14 protein-coding genes are annotated in these 22,051 nt (G+C 40.1%); 3 read left to right on the forward strand and 11 right to left on the reverse strand.

The window, feature by feature from the left end:
- Positions 1–5: 5 nt before the first annotated feature.
- Positions 6–3,380: a transcription-repair coupling factor gene (mfd, locus tag DWZ47_RS11415; RefSeq protein ID WP_117513178.1), complete on the forward strand. Its 3,375-nt coding sequence runs from the start codon at positions 6–8 to the stop codon at positions 3,378–3,380.
- A 286-nt stretch (positions 3,381–3,666) separates the two neighbouring features.
- Here the strand turns inward: mfd and DWZ47_RS11420 are convergent, their stop codons facing one another.
- The 8 genes from DWZ47_RS11420 to DWZ47_RS11455 all read right to left on the reverse strand — a co-directional run bounded on the left by DWZ47_RS11420 (position 3,667) and on the right by DWZ47_RS11455 (position 13,227).
- Positions 3,667–5,553 carry a YgiQ family radical SAM protein gene (locus DWZ47_RS11420; RefSeq protein ID WP_032843728.1) on the reverse strand — a complete coding sequence of 629 codons (1,887 nt, stop codon included), beginning with the start codon at positions 5,551–5,553 and terminating at the stop codon, positions 3,667–3,669.
- A 106-nt stretch (positions 5,554–5,659) separates the two neighbouring features.
- Complete coding sequence (locus DWZ47_RS11425; RefSeq protein ID WP_004306023.1) at positions 5,660–5,884, reverse strand: sulfurtransferase TusA family protein; 225 nt, start codon at positions 5,882–5,884, stop codon at positions 5,660–5,662.
- A complete protein-coding gene (locus DWZ47_RS11430; RefSeq protein ID WP_117513180.1) occupies positions 5,884–6,201 on the reverse strand; it encodes a hypothetical protein in 318 nt (105 codons plus the stop codon). The genes DWZ47_RS11425 and DWZ47_RS11430 overlap by 1 nt, the downstream gene beginning before the upstream one ends.
- Positions 6,202–6,280: 79 nt before the next feature.
- Positions 6,281–9,190, reverse strand: a complete 2,910-nt coding sequence (locus DWZ47_RS11435; RefSeq protein ID WP_117513182.1) for a xanthan lyase — start codon at positions 9,188–9,190, stop codon at positions 6,281–6,283.
- 194 nt (positions 9,191–9,384) lie between these two features.
- Positions 9,385–11,376, reverse strand: coding sequence for a glucosamine-6-phosphate deaminase (locus DWZ47_RS11440; RefSeq protein ID WP_117513184.1), 1,992 nt, complete (start codon positions 11,374–11,376; stop codon positions 9,385–9,387).
- A 148-nt stretch (positions 11,377–11,524) separates the two neighbouring features.
- A complete protein-coding gene (locus tag DWZ47_RS11445) occupies positions 11,525–12,301 on the reverse strand; it encodes an amidohydrolase (RefSeq protein ID WP_004297370.1) in 777 nt (258 codons plus the stop codon).
- Positions 12,302–12,395: 94 nt separating this feature from the next.
- The gene (locus DWZ47_RS11450; protein WP_004312020.1) at positions 12,396–12,950 is read right to left on the reverse strand and encodes a 1-acyl-sn-glycerol-3-phosphate acyltransferase; all 555 of its coding nucleotides are present in this window, start codon (positions 12,948–12,950) and stop codon (positions 12,396–12,398) included.
- Positions 12,951–12,957: 7 nt separating this feature from the next.
- The gene (locus tag DWZ47_RS11455) at positions 12,958–13,227 is read right to left on the reverse strand and encodes a hypothetical protein (protein WP_004306027.1); all 270 of its coding nucleotides are present in this window, start codon (positions 13,225–13,227) and stop codon (positions 12,958–12,960) included.
- A 380-nt stretch (positions 13,228–13,607) separates the two neighbouring features.
- On the opposite strand from DWZ47_RS11455, the gene DWZ47_RS11460 reads away from it, so the two are divergent.
- Complete coding sequence (locus DWZ47_RS11460) at positions 13,608–15,023, forward strand: family 43 glycosylhydrolase (protein ID WP_004306028.1); 1,416 nt, start codon at positions 13,608–13,610, stop codon at positions 15,021–15,023.
- Between the two features lie 26 nt (positions 15,024–15,049).
- A complete protein-coding gene (locus tag DWZ47_RS11465; RefSeq protein WP_117513186.1) occupies positions 15,050–17,134 on the forward strand; it encodes a DUF5695 domain-containing protein in 2,085 nt (694 codons plus the stop codon).
- Positions 17,135–17,221: 87 nt separating this feature from the next.
- Here DWZ47_RS11465 and DWZ47_RS11470 read toward each other — a convergent pair whose 3' ends face one another.
- From DWZ47_RS11470 to DWZ47_RS11480, 3 genes are read right to left on the reverse strand one after another with little or no spacing between them, the layout of a single operon-like run.
- The gene (locus DWZ47_RS11470) at positions 17,222–18,979 is read right to left on the reverse strand and encodes a family 43 glycosylhydrolase (RefSeq protein ID WP_117513187.1); all 1,758 of its coding nucleotides are present in this window, start codon (positions 18,977–18,979) and stop codon (positions 17,222–17,224) included.
- A 42-nt stretch (positions 18,980–19,021) separates the two neighbouring features.
- Positions 19,022–20,503, reverse strand: a complete 1,482-nt coding sequence (locus DWZ47_RS11475) for a family 43 glycosylhydrolase (protein WP_004306033.1) — start codon at positions 20,501–20,503, stop codon at positions 19,022–19,024.
- 47 nt (positions 20,504–20,550) lie between these two features.
- Positions 20,551–22,011: a sugar-binding protein gene (locus tag DWZ47_RS11480; RefSeq protein WP_117513189.1), complete on the reverse strand. Its 1,461-nt coding sequence runs from the start codon at positions 22,009–22,011 to the stop codon at positions 20,551–20,553.
- Between the last annotated feature and the right edge of the window lie 40 nt (positions 22,012–22,051).

A 22,051-nucleotide genomic window follows, 5' to 3' on the forward strand; every position in this document is an offset into this window, starting at 1 on the left:
TAGGTATGACAATAACTGAGTTGCAACAACAATATGCTGCCCATCCCAATATGGCAGTAATGAAGCGCTTGTTGAAGGACACTTCCGTTCAGACTGTTTTTTGCGGAGGACTGTGTGCATCCGCCGCTTCTCTTTTTTCTTCTGTACTGGTGCAAGAGGGTGGTTGCCCGTTTGTATTTATTTTAGGTGATCTTGAAGAAGCCGGATATTTCTATCACGACTTGACGCAGATATTGGGTACGGAAAGAGTATTGTTCTTTCCATCTTCATTCCGTCGCTCCATCAAGTATGGACAAAAAGATGCGGCCAATGAGATTTTGCGTACAGAAGTACTTAGCCGCTTGCAAAAGGGGGAAGAGGGATTATGTATCGTTACGTACCCGGATGCATTGGCGGAGAAAGTGGTGTCGCGCAAGGAATTGAGTAATAAAACGCTGAAGCTGAATGTAGGAGAGAAAGTGGATACCACTTTCATCACCGATGTGTTGCATAGTTATGGTTTTGAATATGTAGACTACGTATATGAGCCGGGACAATATGCTGTTCGCGGTAGTATTATCGACGTTTTCTCTTTTGCTTCGGAATATCCTTATCGCATCGATTTCTTTGGTGATGAAGTGGAAAGTGTTCGTACCTTTGAAGTGGAGTCTCAATTATCCCGTGAGAAGAAAGATGGAGTGTCTATCGTTCCCGATTTGGCGGTGACAGGAGATGTAACGACTTCTTTTCTGGATTTTATCCCGAAAGAGACTACTTTGGCAATGCGCGATTTTCTTTGGTTGCGCGAGCGAATCCAGGTGGTACACGATGAGGCGCTGACTCCACAGGCAATAGCCGTTCAGGAGGCCGAAGAGAATGGTGGCATTACATTGGAAGGGAAATTGATAGACGGCAGCGAGTTTACTGTACGGGCACTCGATTTCCGCCGGTTGGAATTTGGTAATAAACCGACCGGAACGCCCAATGCCAGCGTTACTTTCAATACATCTGCCCAGCCTATTTTTCATAAGAATTTCGATCTGGTAGCTTCTTCTTTCAAGGATTATCTGGAAAAGGGCTATTCGCTTTATATCTGCAGTGACAGCATGAAGCAAACAGATCGTATCAAAGCGATTTTTGAAGATCGGGGTGATAAGATTAATTTTACTCCCGTAGAACGTACCATTCACGAAGGTTTTGTAGATAACACACTGCGGCTCTGTATCTTCACAGACCATCAGTTGTTTGATCGTTTCCATAAATATAATCTGAAAAGTGATAAAGCCCGTTCGGGAAAAGTGGCACTATCCTTGAAAGAACTGAATCAGTTCACTCCGGGAGACTATGTGGTGCATACGGATCATGGTATCGGACGTTTTTCCGGTTTGGTACGTATTCCGAACGGTGATACTACGCAAGAGGTTTTGAAACTGGTGTTTCAAAATGAAGATGTGGTGTTCGTTTCTATTCATTCCTTGCATAAGGTTTCCAAATATAAAGGTAAAGAAGGAGAGGCTCCCCGGCTTAACAAATTAGGTACAGGTGCATGGGAGAAACTGAAAGAACGTACAAAGAGTAAAATCAAGGACATTGCCCGCGATTTGATAAAATTGTATTCGCAGCGTCGTCAGGAAAAAGGTTTCTCTTACAGTCCCGATAGTTTTTTGCAGCGTGAGCTGGAAGCATCCTTTATTTATGAAGATACACCGGATCAGAGTAAGGCGACGATTGATGTCAAGGCGGATATGGAAAGTGACCGTCCGATGGATCGTCTGATCTGCGGAGATGTAGGATTTGGAAAAACAGAAGTTGCGATTCGTGCGGCTTTCAAAGCCGTTGCCGATAATAAACAAGTAGCCGTTCTGGTTCCGACAACAGTACTTGCTTACCAGCATTTTCAGACTTTCCGTGAGCGTCTGAAAGGGTTACCGTGTCGGGTGGAATATTTAAGCCGCGCACGTACTGCCGCACAGACCAAAGCTGTATTGAAGGGATTGAAAGATGGAGATGTCGGTATTCTGATAGGTACCCACCGTATCTTGGGAAAAGATGTCCAGTTTAAAGACTTGGGATTGTTGATTGTGGACGAAGAACAGAAATTCGGTGTCTCTGTCAAAGAAAAGCTGCGCCAGTTGAAAGTGAATGTGGATACACTGACTATGACTGCTACTCCAATTCCCCGTACCCTTCAATTTTCATTGATGGGTGCACGCGACTTGAGTGTGATTTCTACTCCGCCACCCAACCGCTATCCGATTCAGACCGAAGTGCATACTTTTAATGAAGAAGTGATAACGGATGCCATCAATTTTGAGATGAGCCGCAATGGTCAAGTCTTCTTTGTCAATAACCGGATTGCGAACTTGCCGGAATTGAAAGCGATGATCGAACGTCATATCCCGGATTGCCGTGTAGCGATTGGACATGGACAGATGGAACCGACAGAGCTGGAGAAGATTATTCTGGATTTTGTCAACTACGACTATGATGTACTCTTGGCAACTACAATCATCGAAAGTGGTATTGATATTCCGAATGCCAACACTATCATTATCAATCAGGCGCAAAACTTTGGATTGAGTGATCTCCATCAGATGCGTGGACGGGTAGGACGTAGTAATAAAAAAGCTTTTTGTTATCTGCTGGCTCCTCCGTTAGGTAGTTTGACAGCCGAAGGAAGGCGACGTCTTCAAGCAATTGAAAACTTTAGTGATTTGGGAAGTGGCATTCATATCGCCATGCAGGATTTGGATATTCGTGGAGCCGGAAATCTGCTGGGAGCCGAACAAAGCGGATTTGTTGCCGATTTGGGATATGAGACATATCAGAAAATTCTTACTGAAGCTGTCCATGAGTTAAAGACAGACGAGTTTGCAGAACTGTATGCGGATGAAATCAAGGGCGAAGGACAAATTAGTGGAGAAGAGTTTGTAGACGAGTGTCAGGTAGAAAGCGACCTCGAACTATTGTTGCCTGCCAACTACGTAACAGGCAGCAGCGAACGTATGTTGCTCTATCGCGAACTGGATGGACTGACATTGGACAAAGATGTGGAAGCTTTCCGTGCTCGTCTGGAAGACCGCTTCGGACCGGTTCCCCGGGAAACGGAAGAACTACTCCGTATTGTGCCTCTACGCCGTCTTGCAGCCCGTTTGGGTGCAGAGAAAATCTTCCTGAAAGGTGGGCGGATGACCTTGTTCTTTGTTTCCAATCCGGATAGTCCGTTCTATCAAAGTAAGGCTTTTGGTAAAGTGATAGACTATATGATGAAATATACTCGTCGTTGTGATTTGCGTGAACAGAACGGCAGACGGAGTATGCTGATTAAGGATGTTACTAATGTGGAAACGGCGGTCAGTGTGTTGCAGGAGATTGTGGCTTTGCCGGTAAAGGAAGCATAAATGAGTTGAAGATGCTATCATTGGCAACAACTCATTACTATGTAGCTTTTATTTCTTTCTCTTACCTATATTATTTTCTCGATTGCCTAATGAGTTTTCGTTTGACAGTTGTTGAACTAACGCCCGACAATAGTTGAACTATCGTTTGACTATTGTCAAACGAAAACTTACTAGGTAATCAAATACATATCAATTGGAGAGCGCTAACTTAAAAGTAGCCAATAAGATCACAAGTTATAATTGATTCATAATCATGCCTTATGCTTGATTTATAATTTATTTCATTCTATCTTTTTCCTTTCCCTCTTTCCATGTCCTTTCCTTTTCCATATAACTTGTCTATCAAATCTGAACGTCCGATACGTCTCAACTCATTGATGATGTTTTTTCGTTCTTCCGGTTTATACCAAAAAAAGAACTGTCGTTGTGCAAGTTTCTCCCGTTGGGTTTTGGCACTGAATATCGGTTCTAGCGTGTATGGATGGAATCCGCTATACCAGGCTTCAGTAGCCACTGTCATCGGAGTAGGAGTGAAGTCCTGCACTTGCTCCAGATGGAAGTCCAGACGTTTAGTGATAACGGCAAGTTCCGCCATGTCTTCTTCATTGCATCCGGGATGCGAAGAGATAAAATACGGAATCAGTTGTTGACGCAGATTTTCTTCCCGGTTAATGCGGTCGAATATCTTTTTGAATGTTTCAAATTGCTCAAAAGAAGGTTTGCGCATTATAGATAATACCCGGTCACTGGTATGCTCCGGAGCCACTTTTAACCGGCCACTCACGTGATTGACTATCAATTCACGGGTATATTCGGCAGTGCTACGGTTGGTAGTTTCATCTTTGCTTTGATGAAGTAACAGGTCATAGCGTACTCCGCTACCGATAAACGATTTTTTTATTCCGGGCAAGGCATCTACTGCACGGTAAATATCCAGTAAGGGGCGATGGTCGGTATTTAGATTCGGGCAAACTTTCGGATGGATACATGACGGTCGTTTGCACTTCTTGCAAATAGCTTCGTCTTTTCCTTTCATCTGATACATATTAGCGGAAGGACCGCCCAAATCACTTAAATATCCCTTGAAATCGGGTAACTGAATAACTTCTTTTACCTCTTTCAGTATAGACTCTTTGCTTCGGCTGACAATAAACTTTCCCTGATGGGCGGAAATGGTACAGAATGCACAGCCACCAAAACATCCTCGGTGAATGTTGATGGAAAATTTAATCATATCGTATGCCGGAATCCGTTTCCCTTTGTATTTTGGATGAGGCAGGCGGGTATATGGTAAATCAAACGAATGATCGAGGTCTTTCTGGCTCATCGGAGGATAGGGAGGATTGACTACGACTATCTTATTTCCTACTGCTTGTGTGATTCGTGAAGCCGAATATTTGTTGGATTCTTCTTCGATATGTCGGAAATTACTAGCCTGTTTCTTTTTATCTGCCAGACATTCTTCGTGTGAATAAAGTTGAAGATCGTCTTCGGCAGATATCCATTCTGTTGCACGACAAAGATAGGCTGTCTGGGGCACAGATCCGATAATTGTTCTAAATTTGCTGCTTGTCAGTACAGGTTCTTCAGTGGTGAGCAGGCTTTTCATATTTTTCACCAGGTCTGCAAGAGGCTTTTCTCCCATTCCGTAGATGAGCAGATCTGCTCCGCTGTCGCACAAAATACTCTTTTGTACTTTGTCCTGCCAATAATCGTAATGACTCAATCGCCTTAAGCTAGCTTCGATTCCTCCAATGACTACCGGAACATCCGGAAAAAGTTTCTTTAGTATCTGGCTGTAAACTGTAGAAGGATAGTCCGGGCGCATATCCGGTCGGCCGTCCGGAGTATAAGCATCTTCACTGCGTAGGCGTTTGTTGGCGGTATATTTATTAACCATTGAGTCCATGCATCCGCCGGAGATACCGAAGAATAGCCGTGGACGTCCCAACTTCTTGAAGTCGCGCAGGTCGTCACGCCAGTTAGGTTGGGGAACGATGGCTATTTTCAAACCTTCCGCTTCGAGAATGCGTCCGATAACGGCAGCACCAAAAGAAGGATGATCCACATAAGCATCAGCACTGAATAGAACGACATCCAATTCATTCCATCCGCGAAGTTCTACTTCTTTTTTGGTAGTGGGTAACCAGTCGGTCAATTGATATTCTTTCATGCTGCAAAGATACGGATAATAAAAAACATCCCAATGATTTTTTTATTCATTGAGATGTTTAACTTCAATCATCAGGATGTTTTCTTCCAATCATTGGAGTGTTTTCTTAAAACTTCCCGTTGATTGTGAACTGTAATGTCATTTGTTCTCCGTCATAGATTTCACGGAAGCCGATACCTTGCTCGGACAGATATTCCTTTAGATCCTGAAACGCATCAGCATGGTTCATGATAATCTCTATCGTTTCACCCGGAGAGGCAGTGCACATCGCTTTTATTGCAGGAATCAGCGGACTGTATGCTGTTATTCCGCAGGTATCTACCGTAATCATTATTCCTCCTCTTCTTCCGCTTCCGGACTGGAGAGCCAGGTAAGATAAAGCTTGATGAGCTGTTGCAAGCCGAATGCCTTCATATTATTGTGATAAATCACGTCGATACAAATGTCCAGCAAGTCTTTACTGTCTTCCTCCTGACTGGCGATAAGGGAGCGGATATTAAGTTTCAACTTATCCAGAACTGCTTCATCTACAATACCGGTACTGTCGATAAGATGACGGAACAGAGCATATTTTTCAATCGTTCTCAAGTTTTCATTAGATACTTCTATGCTGCGTGTACCGCTGGGATTTGCTTGTATAGTATACATTGTTTTTTAGTTTTAAAGGTTATTATAGTAGCAAAGATAGAATTTAAAATGAGAAACGGATTAAAAAAAAGGATATTTTTTATTTTTGAGTAAAGAATCCCAGGATGCCTGCCATAATGGTTGCCCGGTCTGCTTCGGACTGGATACTTTCAAAAGGAAAGCCCAATACAAAAGTACGGTAGTTTCCTTTGTAGGCAATACCTGCACTCTGATTGCCGGGTGCATACGTAAATACGGGGAAGGCAGTATCTACGGGAACAATACAATCGGCAGCAGGTACAGCATAACTGCTTTCATTAGGCAGACGTGGGATTGTAATAGTACGGCCCAATCCTTTAATCTGATTCGAACTCTTATCCGTCAGGCTACCTTGATAACCATATTTCAGTATTTTCTCTGTAAACTCCCGGTTTCCTTGTGTTCCACTCATATCACTTCCTACATAAGCACCACTGACAAACAGGTTACCTCCCGCTTGGCAATAACTGGTCATAATCCGTTGCATAGCCGAAGAGAATGTCTTGTAATATGCTTTACTTGCAGGATCTTCTTTTTCCAGTCCCAAAATATAATCTACTACTGGATAATCTTCTAATGTAACCAACCCGTTCTCTACTGCTTCGTCGCTGCATGATACGAAACTATATTTTCCGGCTGCCTGAATTGCTTTTCCGTGAATAAAAGGATAGTCGAACGTGTTTCCTGCAATTTTCATTCCTTCTAATTCGTTTCCGCTATGTCCCAGACTTCCTTTTCCTTCTTTACCGGCTTGTGTACGGTCGAAGCCGGTTTGTGCTCCGCAAAATGAAATATTCGATATATACGGAACGCCGGGATCTTGCATTAGATCGAATCCAGCTTTATCAGAAGTGTTAACGACCGCCGGACCGCTGATTCTGTCAAAGCCATTGATGATGATTACTTTTCCCTGTTCACGTTTGGCTTTATAAGCGGAGAGGATTTCAGAAGGAAAACTTTCCCCACCCCGGTTTACAGCAGTTACTTTGAATGAATAAACAAGTCCCGGTTCTATCTTAACGGTGTGGGACGTTTTGCTGACTAAAGTGCCATTGTCAAAACCTCCATAACCGATGCGGGTATATACAATGTATTCCCGTGGTCGTGCAGTCGGTTCTTGCGGATCGTCTTCGCCTTTCCATGAAAGTTCTAATGTATTCTTTTTCTTTCCAAATTGAATGGCGAAATTGCTCACAGGCAGAGGCTGAACAATGTATTCTTTATCGTGCTGGTTGGTAATGAACTGCAAAATTCCTTTGTAGATGGCACGTCCCACTGTAAATTTAAAGTTCGGATCATGTCCTAACTGCATATCTGCGAAGTTCTGGTGGGAGAGTAATTCAATAATCGTAGAAGGTGTAGCCGGAAGACGTGTTTCGCTATAATTCCGGTTCCACATGCTGCGGCGTATCCAAGGCAAGCTATAGCTTGAATAAATATCTTTCTGAATTTGTGTCAGCAGAATGTCTGCCAGATCACGTGAGGCATACCGGTCTGTTCCTGCATTCAGTTTGCCATTATTGAAATCTGTGGTGTAAATGCCGAGTGATCCAATCAGTTCGTCTGTTTTGCTACATCCGGCGTCACTGTGCAATGCCATCGTCATTTCCAAAGGTACGCCCAGACCCGACTGTTGTGGGTTATAGACGGAACTGCCCGATAAATAATTGATAACGTTAGAGCGTGTGTTGATATCGTCTGTATAGTCGTTTTCACCTTTTCGTCCGGCATATACTTCGTATGGCATTCCCGCCCATTGAGCAGAGTAGCGTGCTCCTTCCAAGTAACGCGGTAGCCCGCTGATTTTTCCTCCACGGGCAATGTTTCCCATTCCCCCTCCAAAACGTACTGCATCGGCGCATACAACCCCATGTTCGCTGCTCTCGTTACTAAGTACCACCATGCCGTAGTCGTTGCTCCCTTTATCGAATTCAAAAGTTCCGAGGTAAACCCATGTGCCTCCACCTATTTTCTGATTAACTTTAAATTCGGTTACTCCTCCGTTATGGAATACCAGATATTTGGCGTCGCTTACACTGTTGGGCAATGTTTGGTAGGAAACATAAACTGCATACTTGCCTGTTGCCGGTAGAGTAGGCACCCATTCGGCAAATACCTGGTCTTTATTCTTCTTTTTCTTTCTCTCTGTCGGAATAAAACGACAGGTTCCGTCAGTGAAAGGATTTTCTCCATCTTTATAGATTGTTTTCTTCTGAGCAAATCCTCTTACCGGAGCATTTGCCCAATTAATCTTTTTACCCCCCATTTCCAAATAAAGGGAAGCATTGGGGGTATCATTATCTACAATGATTTCATTCTTTTGTGTATCTCGTTCGCGGGGAGTATAGACAATCGCTCCTGCATTTTCCAGCATTGGAATTACATAAGGAAGGACAAAAGATTGAGTGAACATGTCTTCTGTGGTGCAGAATAATCGGGGACGTTGCCATCCCCATTCGTTTTTATCATTTTTGAAATAGTTGCCGTGGCTTTGCCAGATTGCAATGTGGCGGTCTTGTAGTCCGCGTGAGATTTCATTAGGACGTGAAGTGTTTTTTACCCAGGGAGCTCCTTTATAATCTACATTTAAGGATAACCGCTCCTTATCCTTTTTCTTATTCCGGTAGAAATTAGGTACCAAATCTTCAATGGGTTTCCCATCCGCATAAATGGTGAGTTGGTAATAATGAACGGGACCCGGAAGCAATTCTTTAACTTGATTATAAATGTTTTCTACAGTTTCCGGACGGAAAGGCTGGTAGGCGAAACTCTCCGATGCATAGATTGCAATCGTCTTACGGTCGTAATTAATATCGAAGCTATTCAGTTTAGGAGTGCTGATTTTGGCTGTTGCGGTATATTGGTTGAAGTAATCCGTCAGCCGCTCTTTTACATTTCTTTCAATATCCTGCGCAAAAAGAAAAGTTGCACAGAATGTAAGGCCTAGAAAAAATACTATTACTTTCTTCATACTTGTTGCTTTTTTGCTAAACGCAGATTATCACGGATTATCGCAGATTGTTTTATTCTATTTTTCTTTGCGAAAATCTGCGTTAATCCGCGTTTAATTCTCCCCGCAAAAATAAACAAAAAAGAGCGAGAAGTATCGAAACTTCCCACTCTTCTTTCATTGTTTTATATTCTCTTAATTAAGAATGATTACTCTTATAATGGAACATATTCTACAAATGCTTCCATTGCTTCGTAAGAAGCCAATCCCAATTGGTCGTACAAAGTAGCTGTACCACGGTTACGATCCTCGCTACGTTGCCAGAACAAACGTTCGTCGTTACCCAGGAACGGAGCACTTTCCATTTGCGACTGATGTTTCAGGATAGAGTAACGTTTTGCACGAAGTTCTTCCGGACTGATAGGCACTGCCATTTCAATATTCTCGATTTCCCATTCAGCCCACGCACCACGGTACATCCAGATACGACAGTCTTTTAGCCATTTGGCACCTTCTTCTTTTTCAAGATCGACAGCAGCAAATACAGCGTCTGTACATACACGGTGAGTTCCATGTGGGTCGGCTAAATCACCAGCAACAAAAATCTGGTGAGGTTTTATTTCACGGAGCAAGTTGCGTACAATTTCTACGTCTGCTTCACTGATTGGGTTTTTCTGAATCTTACCTGTTTCATAGAATGGCAGATCGAGGAAGTGGCAACGTTCCAGCGGTATATTATTATAAGTACAAGCTGTACGGGCTTCACCACGACGAATCAGACCTTTGATAGTCAGAATATCACGACTGTCCATATCACCGTCTTTCTTCTCCTTCAGGAAATTGCGTATTTCTATATATTTTTCATTGATAACCAAATCTTCGCTATTATTGAAGAGCTGATTGAATCCATTGATAAAATGCATGAAACGAACTACTTCTTCGTCACCTACGGCGATATTACCGGAAGTTTCGTAAGCTACGTGTACTTCGTGCTTTTGTTCTACCAAACGGCGAAGCGTACCACCCATTGAAATAACATCATCATCCGGATGCGGAGAGAAGATGACCACACGTTTCGGATACGGTTTTGCGCGTTCCGGACGATAGGTATCATCAGCATTAGGCTTACCGCCCGGCCATCCGGTAATGGTGTGCTGCAAATCATTGAAGATTTTGATATTTACATTGTACGCAGAACCGTAAAGTGCCAGAAGTTCACTCAAACCGTTTTCGTTATAGTCTTTATTTGTCAACTTCAAAATCGGTTTGCCGGTCAACTGACACAACCAAACGATTGCACTGCGGATTAATTTATCATTCCATTCGCAAGAAGTGACTAACCATGGACGTTGGATACGTGTCAGGTTCATAGCGGCTGAAAGATCAAGAGCTACATGTGCATTATTGTGAGTTTGCAGATAAGAAGCAGGAATTGTGTCAGTGATCGGACCTTCCACACACTCTTTAATCATAGCTGCTTTGTTTTCACCCCATGCAAGCAGATAAACTTTCTTTGCGCCAAGAATAGTAGCTACTCCCATTGTAATGGAGCTGATCGGCGTATTATCCAGCGTTCCGAAAATCTTGGATGCCTCGTTTCGTGATGCATTATCTAACAAAATCAGACGAGTGGTAGAATTCAGTCGGGAACCCGGTTCGTTGAACGCAATGTTACCTACACGACCAATCCCTAACAAAGCAATATCAATACCTCCGAAGCTTTCAATGCGTTGTTCATACAGACGGCAATATTCGAAGATGGTATCTTTGGCAATGCTTCCATCGGGAGTGAATATATTCTGCTTGTCAATGTCGATGTGATCCAGCAGCATACTCTTCAAAGCATTGAAGTTACTGTTGATTGCATCGGGAGACAACGGATAATACTCATACATATTAAATACGATCACATTGCGGAAGCTAAGTCCCTCTTCCTTATGCATACGGATAAGCTCGGTATATACGTGGCTGGGTGAATCTCCTCCGGGAAGAGCCAATACACAGAAACGTCCTGCCTTTTGTTTCTCGCGGATGGTTTGTGCTATTTCGCGCGCAATATAGTTAGCACCTTCTTCTACGGATTCGTAGATGTCCGTAGGGATTTTTTCGAGTCTTGTCAAGACTGATTTTTCAAATGCATTCTCCGGTCTGTAGTATCTGGGGGAGACCCGGTGGAGACTGATTTGAGAACTAAGATTTGTTTTCATAAAGTTGTTAATTAAGTTATGTAAGATTAGCGTCCTTACGACTGTATTTTCACGACAAAGATACAAAAGAAGTCTATATAATTAACTACCGAGTTCTAGGTATTGTTGCTGCAAGAATCTGTTTTTAACATTTGTTATTTTGCCAATGTTACAGATGGAATTCGTCTGCATCTTTCCATACCGGGAACTTCTCTCTGAATTGGTTGAGAGTGTTCAGATTAAGACTCACAGTAGCTATTCCTTCCTTTTCATCTGGAAATGAGCCGATTTCTTCTCCGAAAGCAGAATAAACTCTACTTCCTCCATTATATGTAAGCTGATATCCGTCTATACCCACCCTGTTGACACCGCATACATAGCATTGATTTTCCAAAGCACGCGCCCGGAGCAGAGTGTCCCAAACCAGACGGCGGGGGATAGGCCAGTTGGCTACATATATTAAAAGGTCGTACTCGTTGTTTACGTTCCGGCTCCATACAGGAAAACGGAGATCATAGCAAACCAACAGGCAGATATTCCATCCACGATAGGGGATGATAAGTCGTTTGTCACCGACCGAAAAATGTTCGGCTTCCCTTCCCATACGAAACAGGTGACGTTTGTCATAATAGAATTCTTCTCCTTCCGGTGTCAGGAAGAAGGCCCGATTATAGAACTGGTCGTTTTCAGTTGCTATATAACTTCCACAAATGGCTAGCTGAAATTGGGCAGCCCATTGTTTGAGTATTGTAATGGTTGCTCCGGAGTTCGGCTCTGCCAGCATTTTACTCTGCATGCTGAATCCGGTGGAAAACATCTCCGGTAAAACAACAATCTCCGTTATTCCACGAAGACTTTGCAGCTTTTCGTGGAGCAAACGGAGATTTTCTTGTTTATTTTCCCAAACAATATCGGTTTGTATGATAGAAATACGGATAGACTCCATGATAACTAAGTATTAAGTAATAAGTATTAAGTATTAAGCCGTGCGGATAAGTATATCAAAAGCTACGATTAATACTTAATACCTAATACTTAAATCATATTTCTCCAAGAGCAAAATTCTCCGGATGTTTTCCTTTGAAATCCTTGAAATAAAGTTTGATTTCTCTCATGTCCTTATTAATATCTCCTGACGGCATGATAGCTTTCGTTGCCGAAATCGTTTTCTTGCTGTAATCAATACCAATCAGGACGATAGGAACCTGTGCTTTCAAAGCTATAAAATAAAAACCTTTTTTCCAGTTTGGATTCGCTTTGCGGGTTCCTTCGGGAGTGATAGCCAAATTAAACTTTTTATATTTAGCAAAATTATGAACCATCTGATCTACTAGCGAAGTTTTTCGGCTACGGTCGACGGGAATTCCGCCAACTGCTTTGAAAAAAACTCCAAGTGGAAAGAAAAACCATTCTTTTTTCATCATGAAACTTGTCTTACGGCCTATAGCACCATAAAATAGTTTTCCAATAAATAAATCAAGGTTTGTTGTGTGTGGAGCGGCACATATCACGCATTTATCATAATTAGGCACCGTAACGTTTGTCTTCCACCCTAACAGGCGGTAATAGATAAAGCTATAAATTGCTTTTTTCATTCTGTTGTTAGTTCAATTTCCCTATAGCTTCAATAATCTCGTTTACCTTTGCATTAAAATCAGCACGGAATTTCTTATAAAAACCTTTCACGTTGCCCGGTTCTGTGTGGCTGATGCGAGTAACAAATTCATCCTGCATCTTCAGTACCTCTGCCATCAGTTCATCTGCTTTCACCTTGTCTGTGCCAGGGATGAACATACTGTTGATTAAACACTCGGTGAATAATTCTCCTGCGATATAGTTTACATTCTTTTTGAGTTCTCTTCTACTTGCCATAATCTTTACATTTAATGGTGAATAATAAAAAATACTTGCGGTAAAGATAGGTACTTTCTTTGATTTGGGCGAATTATACGGGGAAAAAATAAGATAAGGGAGTTTTTTAATATCTTTTTTATATGTATATAAACATTTCTTTATTGTGGTATTAAATCAGAGTATGGGATATATGATATGAATTAAATTTAGACGTTATTGAATGGAATATGTCCTGATATTGTATAATGGTATGAATATGTGGAGAACTTTATTTATTTCTATTCCTTTTTGACAGATTATTGAACCTTTGGAATAGATAAAAGGAGTATTTTTACAGTATTCTTATTTCTAGGTGATAAGCAGGCAAATTTTTATCTAAATAAATTAAAAGGAAGACAATGGATTTAAGTTTTTTGATGGAGAGAAGGCATTCCTATTTTATATCTATGATATTACTTTGGATGTCTTTTAGTTTGGTTAGTCAGAGTAGTGGTGCACAAAATCTGGAGAAAATAATATGTAATGGTATTCCTTGGTTTGATGATCAGGGAAGAATTGTAAATGCTCATGGAGCATGTATTGTGGAAGATGCCGGACGGTATTATTTATTCGGAGAATACCGTTCGGATGAAACGAATTCTTTTGTTGGTTTTAGTTGCTATTCGTCCGACGATTTATCAAATTGGAAATTTGAACGTATCGTGCTTCCAATACAAAAAGAGGGATTGTTAGGTCCTAATAGGATTGGTGAACGTGTGAAGGTCATGAAGTGCCCTTCTACTGGAGAATATGTGATGTACATGCATACCGATGATACAAAATACTGTGATCCTTGTATCGGGTATGCCACTAGTAAAACGATTAATGGTGAGTACATATTCCAAGGACCTTTTAAAATAGGGAATGAACCTATCCGAATGTGGGATATGGGAACTTTTCAGGATACCGATGGGACGGGCTATTTGTTGATTCATGAAGGAGATATCTATCGTCTTAGCGAGGATTATCATTCTGCAGAAAAAAGACTCGTGAAGAATATGGCTCCTGGTGGCGAGTCGCCTGCCATGTTTAAAAAGAAGGGTATTTATTATTTCTTGTTTTCAAATAAGACGAGTTGGGAAAAAAATGATAATTACTATTTCACAGCTCCGACAGTGAGTGGACCGTGGAAGAAGGGTGGTTTGTTTGTCCCTAAAGGTAAATTGACGTATAATTCACAGACTACTTTTGTCTTTCCTTTGACGCAAGGAAAAGATACAATTCCAATGTTTATGGGAGATCGCTGGTCCTTTCCTCATCAGGCTTCAGCTGCCACTTATGTATGGATGCCTATGCAAGCGGATAAGGGAACACTTTCCATACCGGAATATTGGCAGGCATGGGATATAAAAACATTATCACCGGTGGACGCACTAGATAATGGTCAAATATTATCCCTCCGGAAAATACGATCTGAAGCAGGATGGGAAAGGAGAGGGGAACAGTTGTGCTCAAACTTGAAAAATAGTGTATTGAACATTCCTTTTAGAGGTACGCAGGCAGCTATAATAGGAGAAGCCAATTCTCATGGTGGATATGCAAGGGTGAGTGTACTTAATAAAAAAGGTAAAACTCTTTATTCGTCATTAATTGATTTTTATAGTAAATATCCGGAGTCAGCTATCCGAATAGTAACTCCAAGTTTTACTAAAGGAAAATATATTTTGAGAGTTGAGGTTACAGGAATTTCACCAGTGTGGACGGACAAGACAAAAGCTCGATATGGTAGTGACGATTGTCTGGTTACATTGGATAAAATAGTTGTTTTTGAATAATATATTAATCATGGTAAAAAAATAAAATGGAAAAATTAAAGAAGATGTTACCTAAGTTTTGTGGCTTCCTGTTTTTCGGAACGATGTGTACATTTGTTTCGGCACAGAAAATTAACTATCAGGTGAATCCCCAAACAGGAGCCTTGCAAACATTAAGTATTGCGAACGACCCACAGAAGATGAACTGGTTGGTAGTTACTGACGGAAGTCAATATCGGTGGGTCAAGGAGAATTATGGATGGGGATTAGGATATGCGACTCAAGTAAAGGGAAATCGGAAAGAAAAAGTATCTTGGGAAATCCCTGCAGAAATGAAGCAAGAAGGAAACGAGCTTGTTTATATGGCAGGTGACATACGTATATGTGTAAAAAGAAAAATGGTAGAGGATGAGCTTATAGAAGAGTATACGTTTCGAAATCAGGGAAAGGATAAGGTGGCACTTGTTGATATAGGCGTCTATACGCCATTTAATGACAATTATCCGGGTTCGCGTACATGCATAAATGCACGTACCAATACCCATATTTGGGAAGGAGAAAATGCCGCTTATGTAAATGCTCTTCGAATGGGAGGCCATGCACCACACTTGGGGTTAGTGTTGACTAAAGGAGCAGTTAAAGGTTATGAGATATGGGAGCGTGGCAGAGATAAAGGCAATTCTCATACAAGAGGGATTATAGCTCTGAATTTGTCGGATTTGCAATTGATGCCCGGGAAAGAATATTCGATGTCCTGGTGTTTATTTGCTCATAAAGGCATAGACGATTTTCGTCAGAAACTGTTGGAAAAGGGAAGTGTATTTGTTTCTTGTAATAAATATGTGTTTGAAAAGGGGGAGAAGGCATGTATAGAGCTGGCTGCTGAAACTTCCATTCAGAAATGCGTATTAAAAAATCAGGATATTCATATTCCGATGAAAAAGCGAGGTAACTTGTGGATAGCAGAAGTTAAGATGGATCAATTAGGAGAGAATCGTTTTGATATTTTTTATGGGAAGGGAAAACAAACGCACGTAACTTGTTTGGTTATTGATAATGTGGACAGCTTGATAAAAAAACGGGTTGACTTCATTTGTGACCATCAGCAGATGAAAGAGTCCAATACACGTAAAGATGCTTTCATGGTTTATGATAACGAAAAGAATGAAATATATTTGAATAATACTCGCAACTGTAATCCTGTTGATCGGGATGAGGGTGCCGAACGTGTCGGAATGGGAGTTTTGTTGGCTAAATATTATCAGCTACATCCTAATGATCATATAAAAATAGCTTTGTTGAAATATGCAAAATTTCTACGTAATAGATTGCAGGAAAGTGATTACAAGACATTTTCTTCTGTTGATCGTAAGGGAAGAAATAGAGCATATAACTATGCATGGGTTGCGGATTTCTATTTTCAAATGTACAAAATCACAGGAGACAAGCAATATGCAGTAGATGGCTATATGACTTTACGGTCTATGTTTCGTCAGTTCGGGCATGGTTTTTATGCTATAGGGATTCCTGTGCATTTAGGGTTGCAAACATTGAAAGCTGCCGATATGGATGTTGAATATGAAACTCTGAAGAATGATTATATACAGGTTGGAGATACTTTTGTGAAAAACGGACTGAATTATCCGGCAAGTGAGGTTAATTATGAACAAGCAATTGTAGCTCCCTCAATTATCTTTTTGTTACAGCTTTATATGGAAACGGGAATTCAAAAATATTTAGATGGAGCTAAACAGCAAATGCCGGCATTGGAAGCGTTTAATGGGAATCAACCAAGTTATCATCTGAATGAAATTGCAATCCGGCATTGGGATGGTTACTGGTTTGGAAAACGGGAGATGTGGGGAGATATCTTTCCTCATTATTGGAGTACATTAACAGGAGCTGCTTTTTATCTGTATGCACAATGTGTTGGAGACAATACTTATAAAAGACGTGCCGAAAATATTGTAAGAAACAATCTTTGCCTGTTCTTTGAAGATGGTAAAGCCTCTTGTGCTTATATCTATCCCAATAGAGTAAATGGCGTGAAAGCCGGATTTTATGATCCTTATGCTAATGATCAGGATTGGGCATTAGTTTATTATCTATTGGTGAATAAGGATATTTATTAGTGAGTGATAGCAAGCTTTTTAGATAACAATAAAGCCGGTTAATGTTTGAAGTTAACCGGCTTTATTGTGACTTTATCTATTTACTTGTTATTCTGGGATACCCAAAGCTGTAAATTCGTAAATGCCGTCAGCCCACATTGCGGAATTACCTTTATGTACATTGACAACACCATAGATGCGTAGACGTAAATATCTATAGGCTGTAGGATCTTCTACATTCAGAATCAGAAATCCCACTTGCCAATTTGTTCTACCATCCACAAGCATTTTGTAACTTTTGCCATCCGGACTCCCTTCAATTGTATATTTATAGGCTGCTTCAGAGCCATTGACTAATCTTGTGGAAAGATTAATTTCTGAAATTCTAGCTTTTTTCTGCATGTCTACAGTGAACATATAAGGTGTACCTATAGTAGCATTTGAACTTTTTTGGAAGTAAGTAGAGGAGTCTAAGCTTGCTCCATCCGTAATACAGTCAGCTTTGACTCCTTTTGCTCCAGATACAGCAGATGTAACAGGAACATTTAATGTCAAATTCTTACCATTTTGTACAGGGATAATTCCATAATTGTCATTGAATTCCAAATATCTGTAATAATCCATGGAAGCATACCCTTTATTAAATGCAGCAATAGTGATTCTGGGAAAGTTACCGTCCGGAGTTTTATATTTCCGTTGTGCCCCCCAATGATAGCTCCATACTCCATAAGTCGTTCCTACTTTACTAATTCTGTTAAACTGTGCATCAAAAGTTGTATTATTACCGATTTCTCTTATAGGTGTCCATTCACCTGCCAAGTCAGTTGTTGAGGTATACATCGTTTGACTGGGATGCCATCCGGAAGCCTTTGAACTGAAGAAGTAGTATTCTCCGTCTTTTTTGATAATTGCAGGAGTTTCTCTATGTAATCCTTTACATATTGTATTGACTAATTCGACTGGTTTTGTCCAGGAGGCATCCAATTTATATATATTTATATCACTGTTTGTGTTAGTGGCAGAAAGGAGATATGCTGTATTGTCATCATCAATAAAAAGCGATTGATCTCTTGAATCATGTCCTAATGGGCGTTCCATAGTACCTACTTCAAGTTTACCTTTAGGGGTAATTTGCGCTAGATAGATTTTAGCTGCTGTGTATCCATTTTCATCTTCATAATGTGAAGATAATACGACTTTTCCTGTCTTTGGATTATATCGGAACGCATTACCTTCCATTTTGACATTCGGATAAAAGGCTAACTCTCGAGGAGTACTCCAACTTCCATTTAATCCTGTTTTAGAGTAACTTTCAGTGACTAGCCATCCTTTGAGTTGTTGTCCATCAACAGTCTTCTCCGTATTTTCTATTTTATAGGAAAAATAAAGATCATTGATTTTCATTCCTTGTGGTTTGTTACCGGAGGATTCTTTTGTGATGTATTTGCCATTCAGGTTGTCGTAAACTTTACTTTCACCGGTAGGAATAAAAGTGGTAGCTTGTTGAGAAATGGAAGTCGCAACTTTTTGTCCGTTATAAAAAGCTTCTACATGGTAAGTAAAAGTTTTGTTGACCATTAGATTGTAATCATCGTATGTGTTACCTTTAGCTTCTCCAATCAGGTTATTGTCCCGGTATATTTTGTAGAGGTCAGCATCTTTTCGTTGCATCCAGTTTAACTTGACATTGTTGACTTCATTGCTGCCTGCTAGTTTGAAAACGGTAGTTGTGACTGCCCAACTACTTACTGTCTCCATACTGATCTCTCGGGATTGAAAAGCGAAAGAAGGAACAGTTGACAGATTGGGCAGACATATAAAAATGAATAAGAGGTAGATCTTTATTCGTTGCTTTTTTATATTCATAATCTAATTAATTTAATTAATTGTTTGAAATATGTCTGGAAGTTATTGGGCTCCCATTAGTTTCAAATTATTAGTCCTGTAAGTTGCAGCGAAAATGTCTGCTTCTTTATATTGGTATTTATCTGAATCGAAATATACAGCAAAATCCTGCATAAGTTTTTTAGAATATTCTGTAAGGTATAAACTTGTTCCATCGAATGTATTTGAACCGGAAACAGTAATATATTTCTTGTCTTTTGCATTCTGTATCTGATAATAACCGTCTTCTAGCAAGTTAAATATCCAACATTGAGCATCATTCTGTTTTTCCGGATTTAAACGCAGGGTTCCGAACAATGATTCTAAGAATTTTCCAGTTTTAATGTCTTTTAGTTTATATCCATTAGGAATATCAGTTTTAATAAACTCCAAACTTAAATTAATGGTATCATTGTCATCTGCTATACTAAAACCATTAATCGGTTTTGATACCAAACGGTCTGAGTTTTTCTCCAATAGTGAATAAATATTACCGTTTATGATCTTTTCAGCTCTTTTATAACGGTACATTTTATCAAAGATACTTAAATCCCATTGGTTATACCACTTCACTACTGGATATCCTGAACGCATACTGATCGGCAACCATACATGGTGGGATTTCTCTACATTTTTGGAATTCCAGCGATCTCCCATATAGATATATGCATTTGTTTTATTGTTCACTTTAAAAACATAGCAGCTTTGTGAATTATAAGTTACTTGTTTTAGTTTGTCTACTGCAAAGTTGCGACCGGTAGTCCATTCATTTAAAATACTAGTAGTATATGCTGTTTTTCCTGGATTAGGAGCCCAGCCAGTACAACCCGAGAACAACCCATAATAGTAATCACCAACTTTAAAAATAGCTGGTGCCTCGTATTTTAGCCCTTTCAATATTTTGGTTTCAGTAGGGGTGGGTTCTAAATAATCATCTCTCAATAAAGAAACATTCATGTTGGTGTTCATGTCTGTTGAACAGAAATGGTAGGCATCTCCGTTCGTATCTACAAAAAGAGTTTGGTCACGTGATTCGTTTTTGTTGGGACGAAAAGTTTTATATAGTATATAGGGACCCTCTATTTTGTCACTTGTTGCCACACAGACTCTTGCAGCTCCATATCCATCACCACTTTCCCAATGAGTCCACATGACCCACTTTTTTGTTTTAGGGTTATAAATAACCTTAGGACGTTCGAATAAACGTCCATGCGATATGTCATTCATGTCTTCTTTAGGTTCTCCTTTTGTTTTTAAAGACAACCCTAGCCGCTTCCAATTATATAAATCTTTAGACTGATAGCAACTTACCCCATTAGAAACAAAGCCTGTGCGATCTTCTCCAAACCAATAATAAAATCCATTTTCAAATACTACACAACCGCCATGTGCGTTGATTTGTTCTCCGTTTATATCATTCCACAAAACACCCGGACTAATCTGAGTGTTTTGTGAAAAAGCAGAAATAACAGAAAACATAAAGTATATAAATAGAATATGTCTCATAATTTTGCTATTTATTCTTCTATATTTTAATATATCTTTTGGCAATGTTATTTAGATGGAAGATTAATTGTTATAGTAGGTTGCATGGGGGCATAGGCACCGGATTCATCAATAGTGAAGTATTCTATATCTGAAGTGTTATCCACGAAACCAAATTTAGGTGTGTAGTTACATGATACTCCTGTTAATTTGGCGTTGTCAACTCGGATTGCACCGATGTCATTACCCCATTTACCACGTCCTACAGTGAAGGATATGCGTAGCTGTTTACAATCTGCAGAAGTTGTATAGTCCATAGAGTACATTTCCCAATTATCACTGGCTATTTCTGTAACGACTCTTTTTTCTTTATTTTGTGCTTCTTCAATGATCATTTTACCAGTCAGTGTACCTGCTTTTTTGGCAATGCCACCTTTGAGTAATGCAGATAATGTATAAGTTTCATTAGGGGCAACGTCTACAACCTGCATGAGAATTCCATCACTCCAGCCGGCGGCCCATTTATAAGGTTTTATTTCGAAGATATGATTATCAATATCTTGCATATTGTCTATCTCTTCTGGCTTGATATATTGTTCAGAATTCCATCGGTCACCTATTACAACATCCCATCCTTCAACAGCTGTTACTAGTTTGCTTTCCGGATTTGTGTCAAATTCCCCTTCAAAGTCGGGATTTTTCAATAGGTTTTCTTCTGCTTCTCCAATTCCCGATGCAAAGTATGGCTGGGGAGCATAGTCGATAATACGAACAGAGTCAATTGGCATACCGTCTCTGTAAATGAAAGCGCGGTTATCAGGGGTTACTGCAATACGATAAGTGTGTGCCTCTCCGTCGTTGTTATAGAATTTACCTTGCCCGCCTTCTTTTCCAGCAGTGGCGGGGTTGGAAATATTTTTTTTGTATGCATTATATAATCCAACTTCAGTAGAAGTTATATATGCCTTAAATCCATATCCTTTTTCATTGACAAAGTAAGGATAGAAACATTTTTCCGGTTCATCAGTTTTTACTCTAAATTCAAGGGTGTATCCTTTGGAACCGGGATTGAACGTTTTGTTGAATTCGGAATCATTTCCACCTTTGTAAATGGGCGATTTTGAGATGTCTTTAGCAGGAAGTGCAGTGCCATATCCTTTTACTTTCAAATAAGAACGATAATCTCCATTTCGTAGTACTATTTTGCCTTTTGTTAGTATTTTGGAACTATTTAAAGTTACGGTTACTTTTTGTTTGCCGCTGTTGGCAGGTATCACAGATGGAGATACAGTAAACCCGTTTGGCGCAGTAATTTTTATTTCTTTATTTGTGAGTGATTTGGAACTTATAAAGAAATGTTCAGATTTGTTTGTTCCATTGATAATCATTAGTGGTAAATGAGCATCTTCTGTTACTTTTTGGGTCTCTTCTTTTTTCTCATCTTCCGGTATTGTAGCGTAAGCAGTTGTTATACTGCTAGTCAACAACGTCATTGATAAGAACATGATTTTTACATACTTTCTTTTCATGATACTGAATGTTTTATAGTTTAATATTAATAATTGATTT

This window comes from Bacteroides sp. AF32-8BH (assembly GCF_003435205.1).
Taxonomy (GTDB): domain Bacteria; phylum Bacteroidota; class Bacteroidia; order Bacteroidales; family Bacteroidaceae; genus Bacteroides; species Bacteroides ovatus.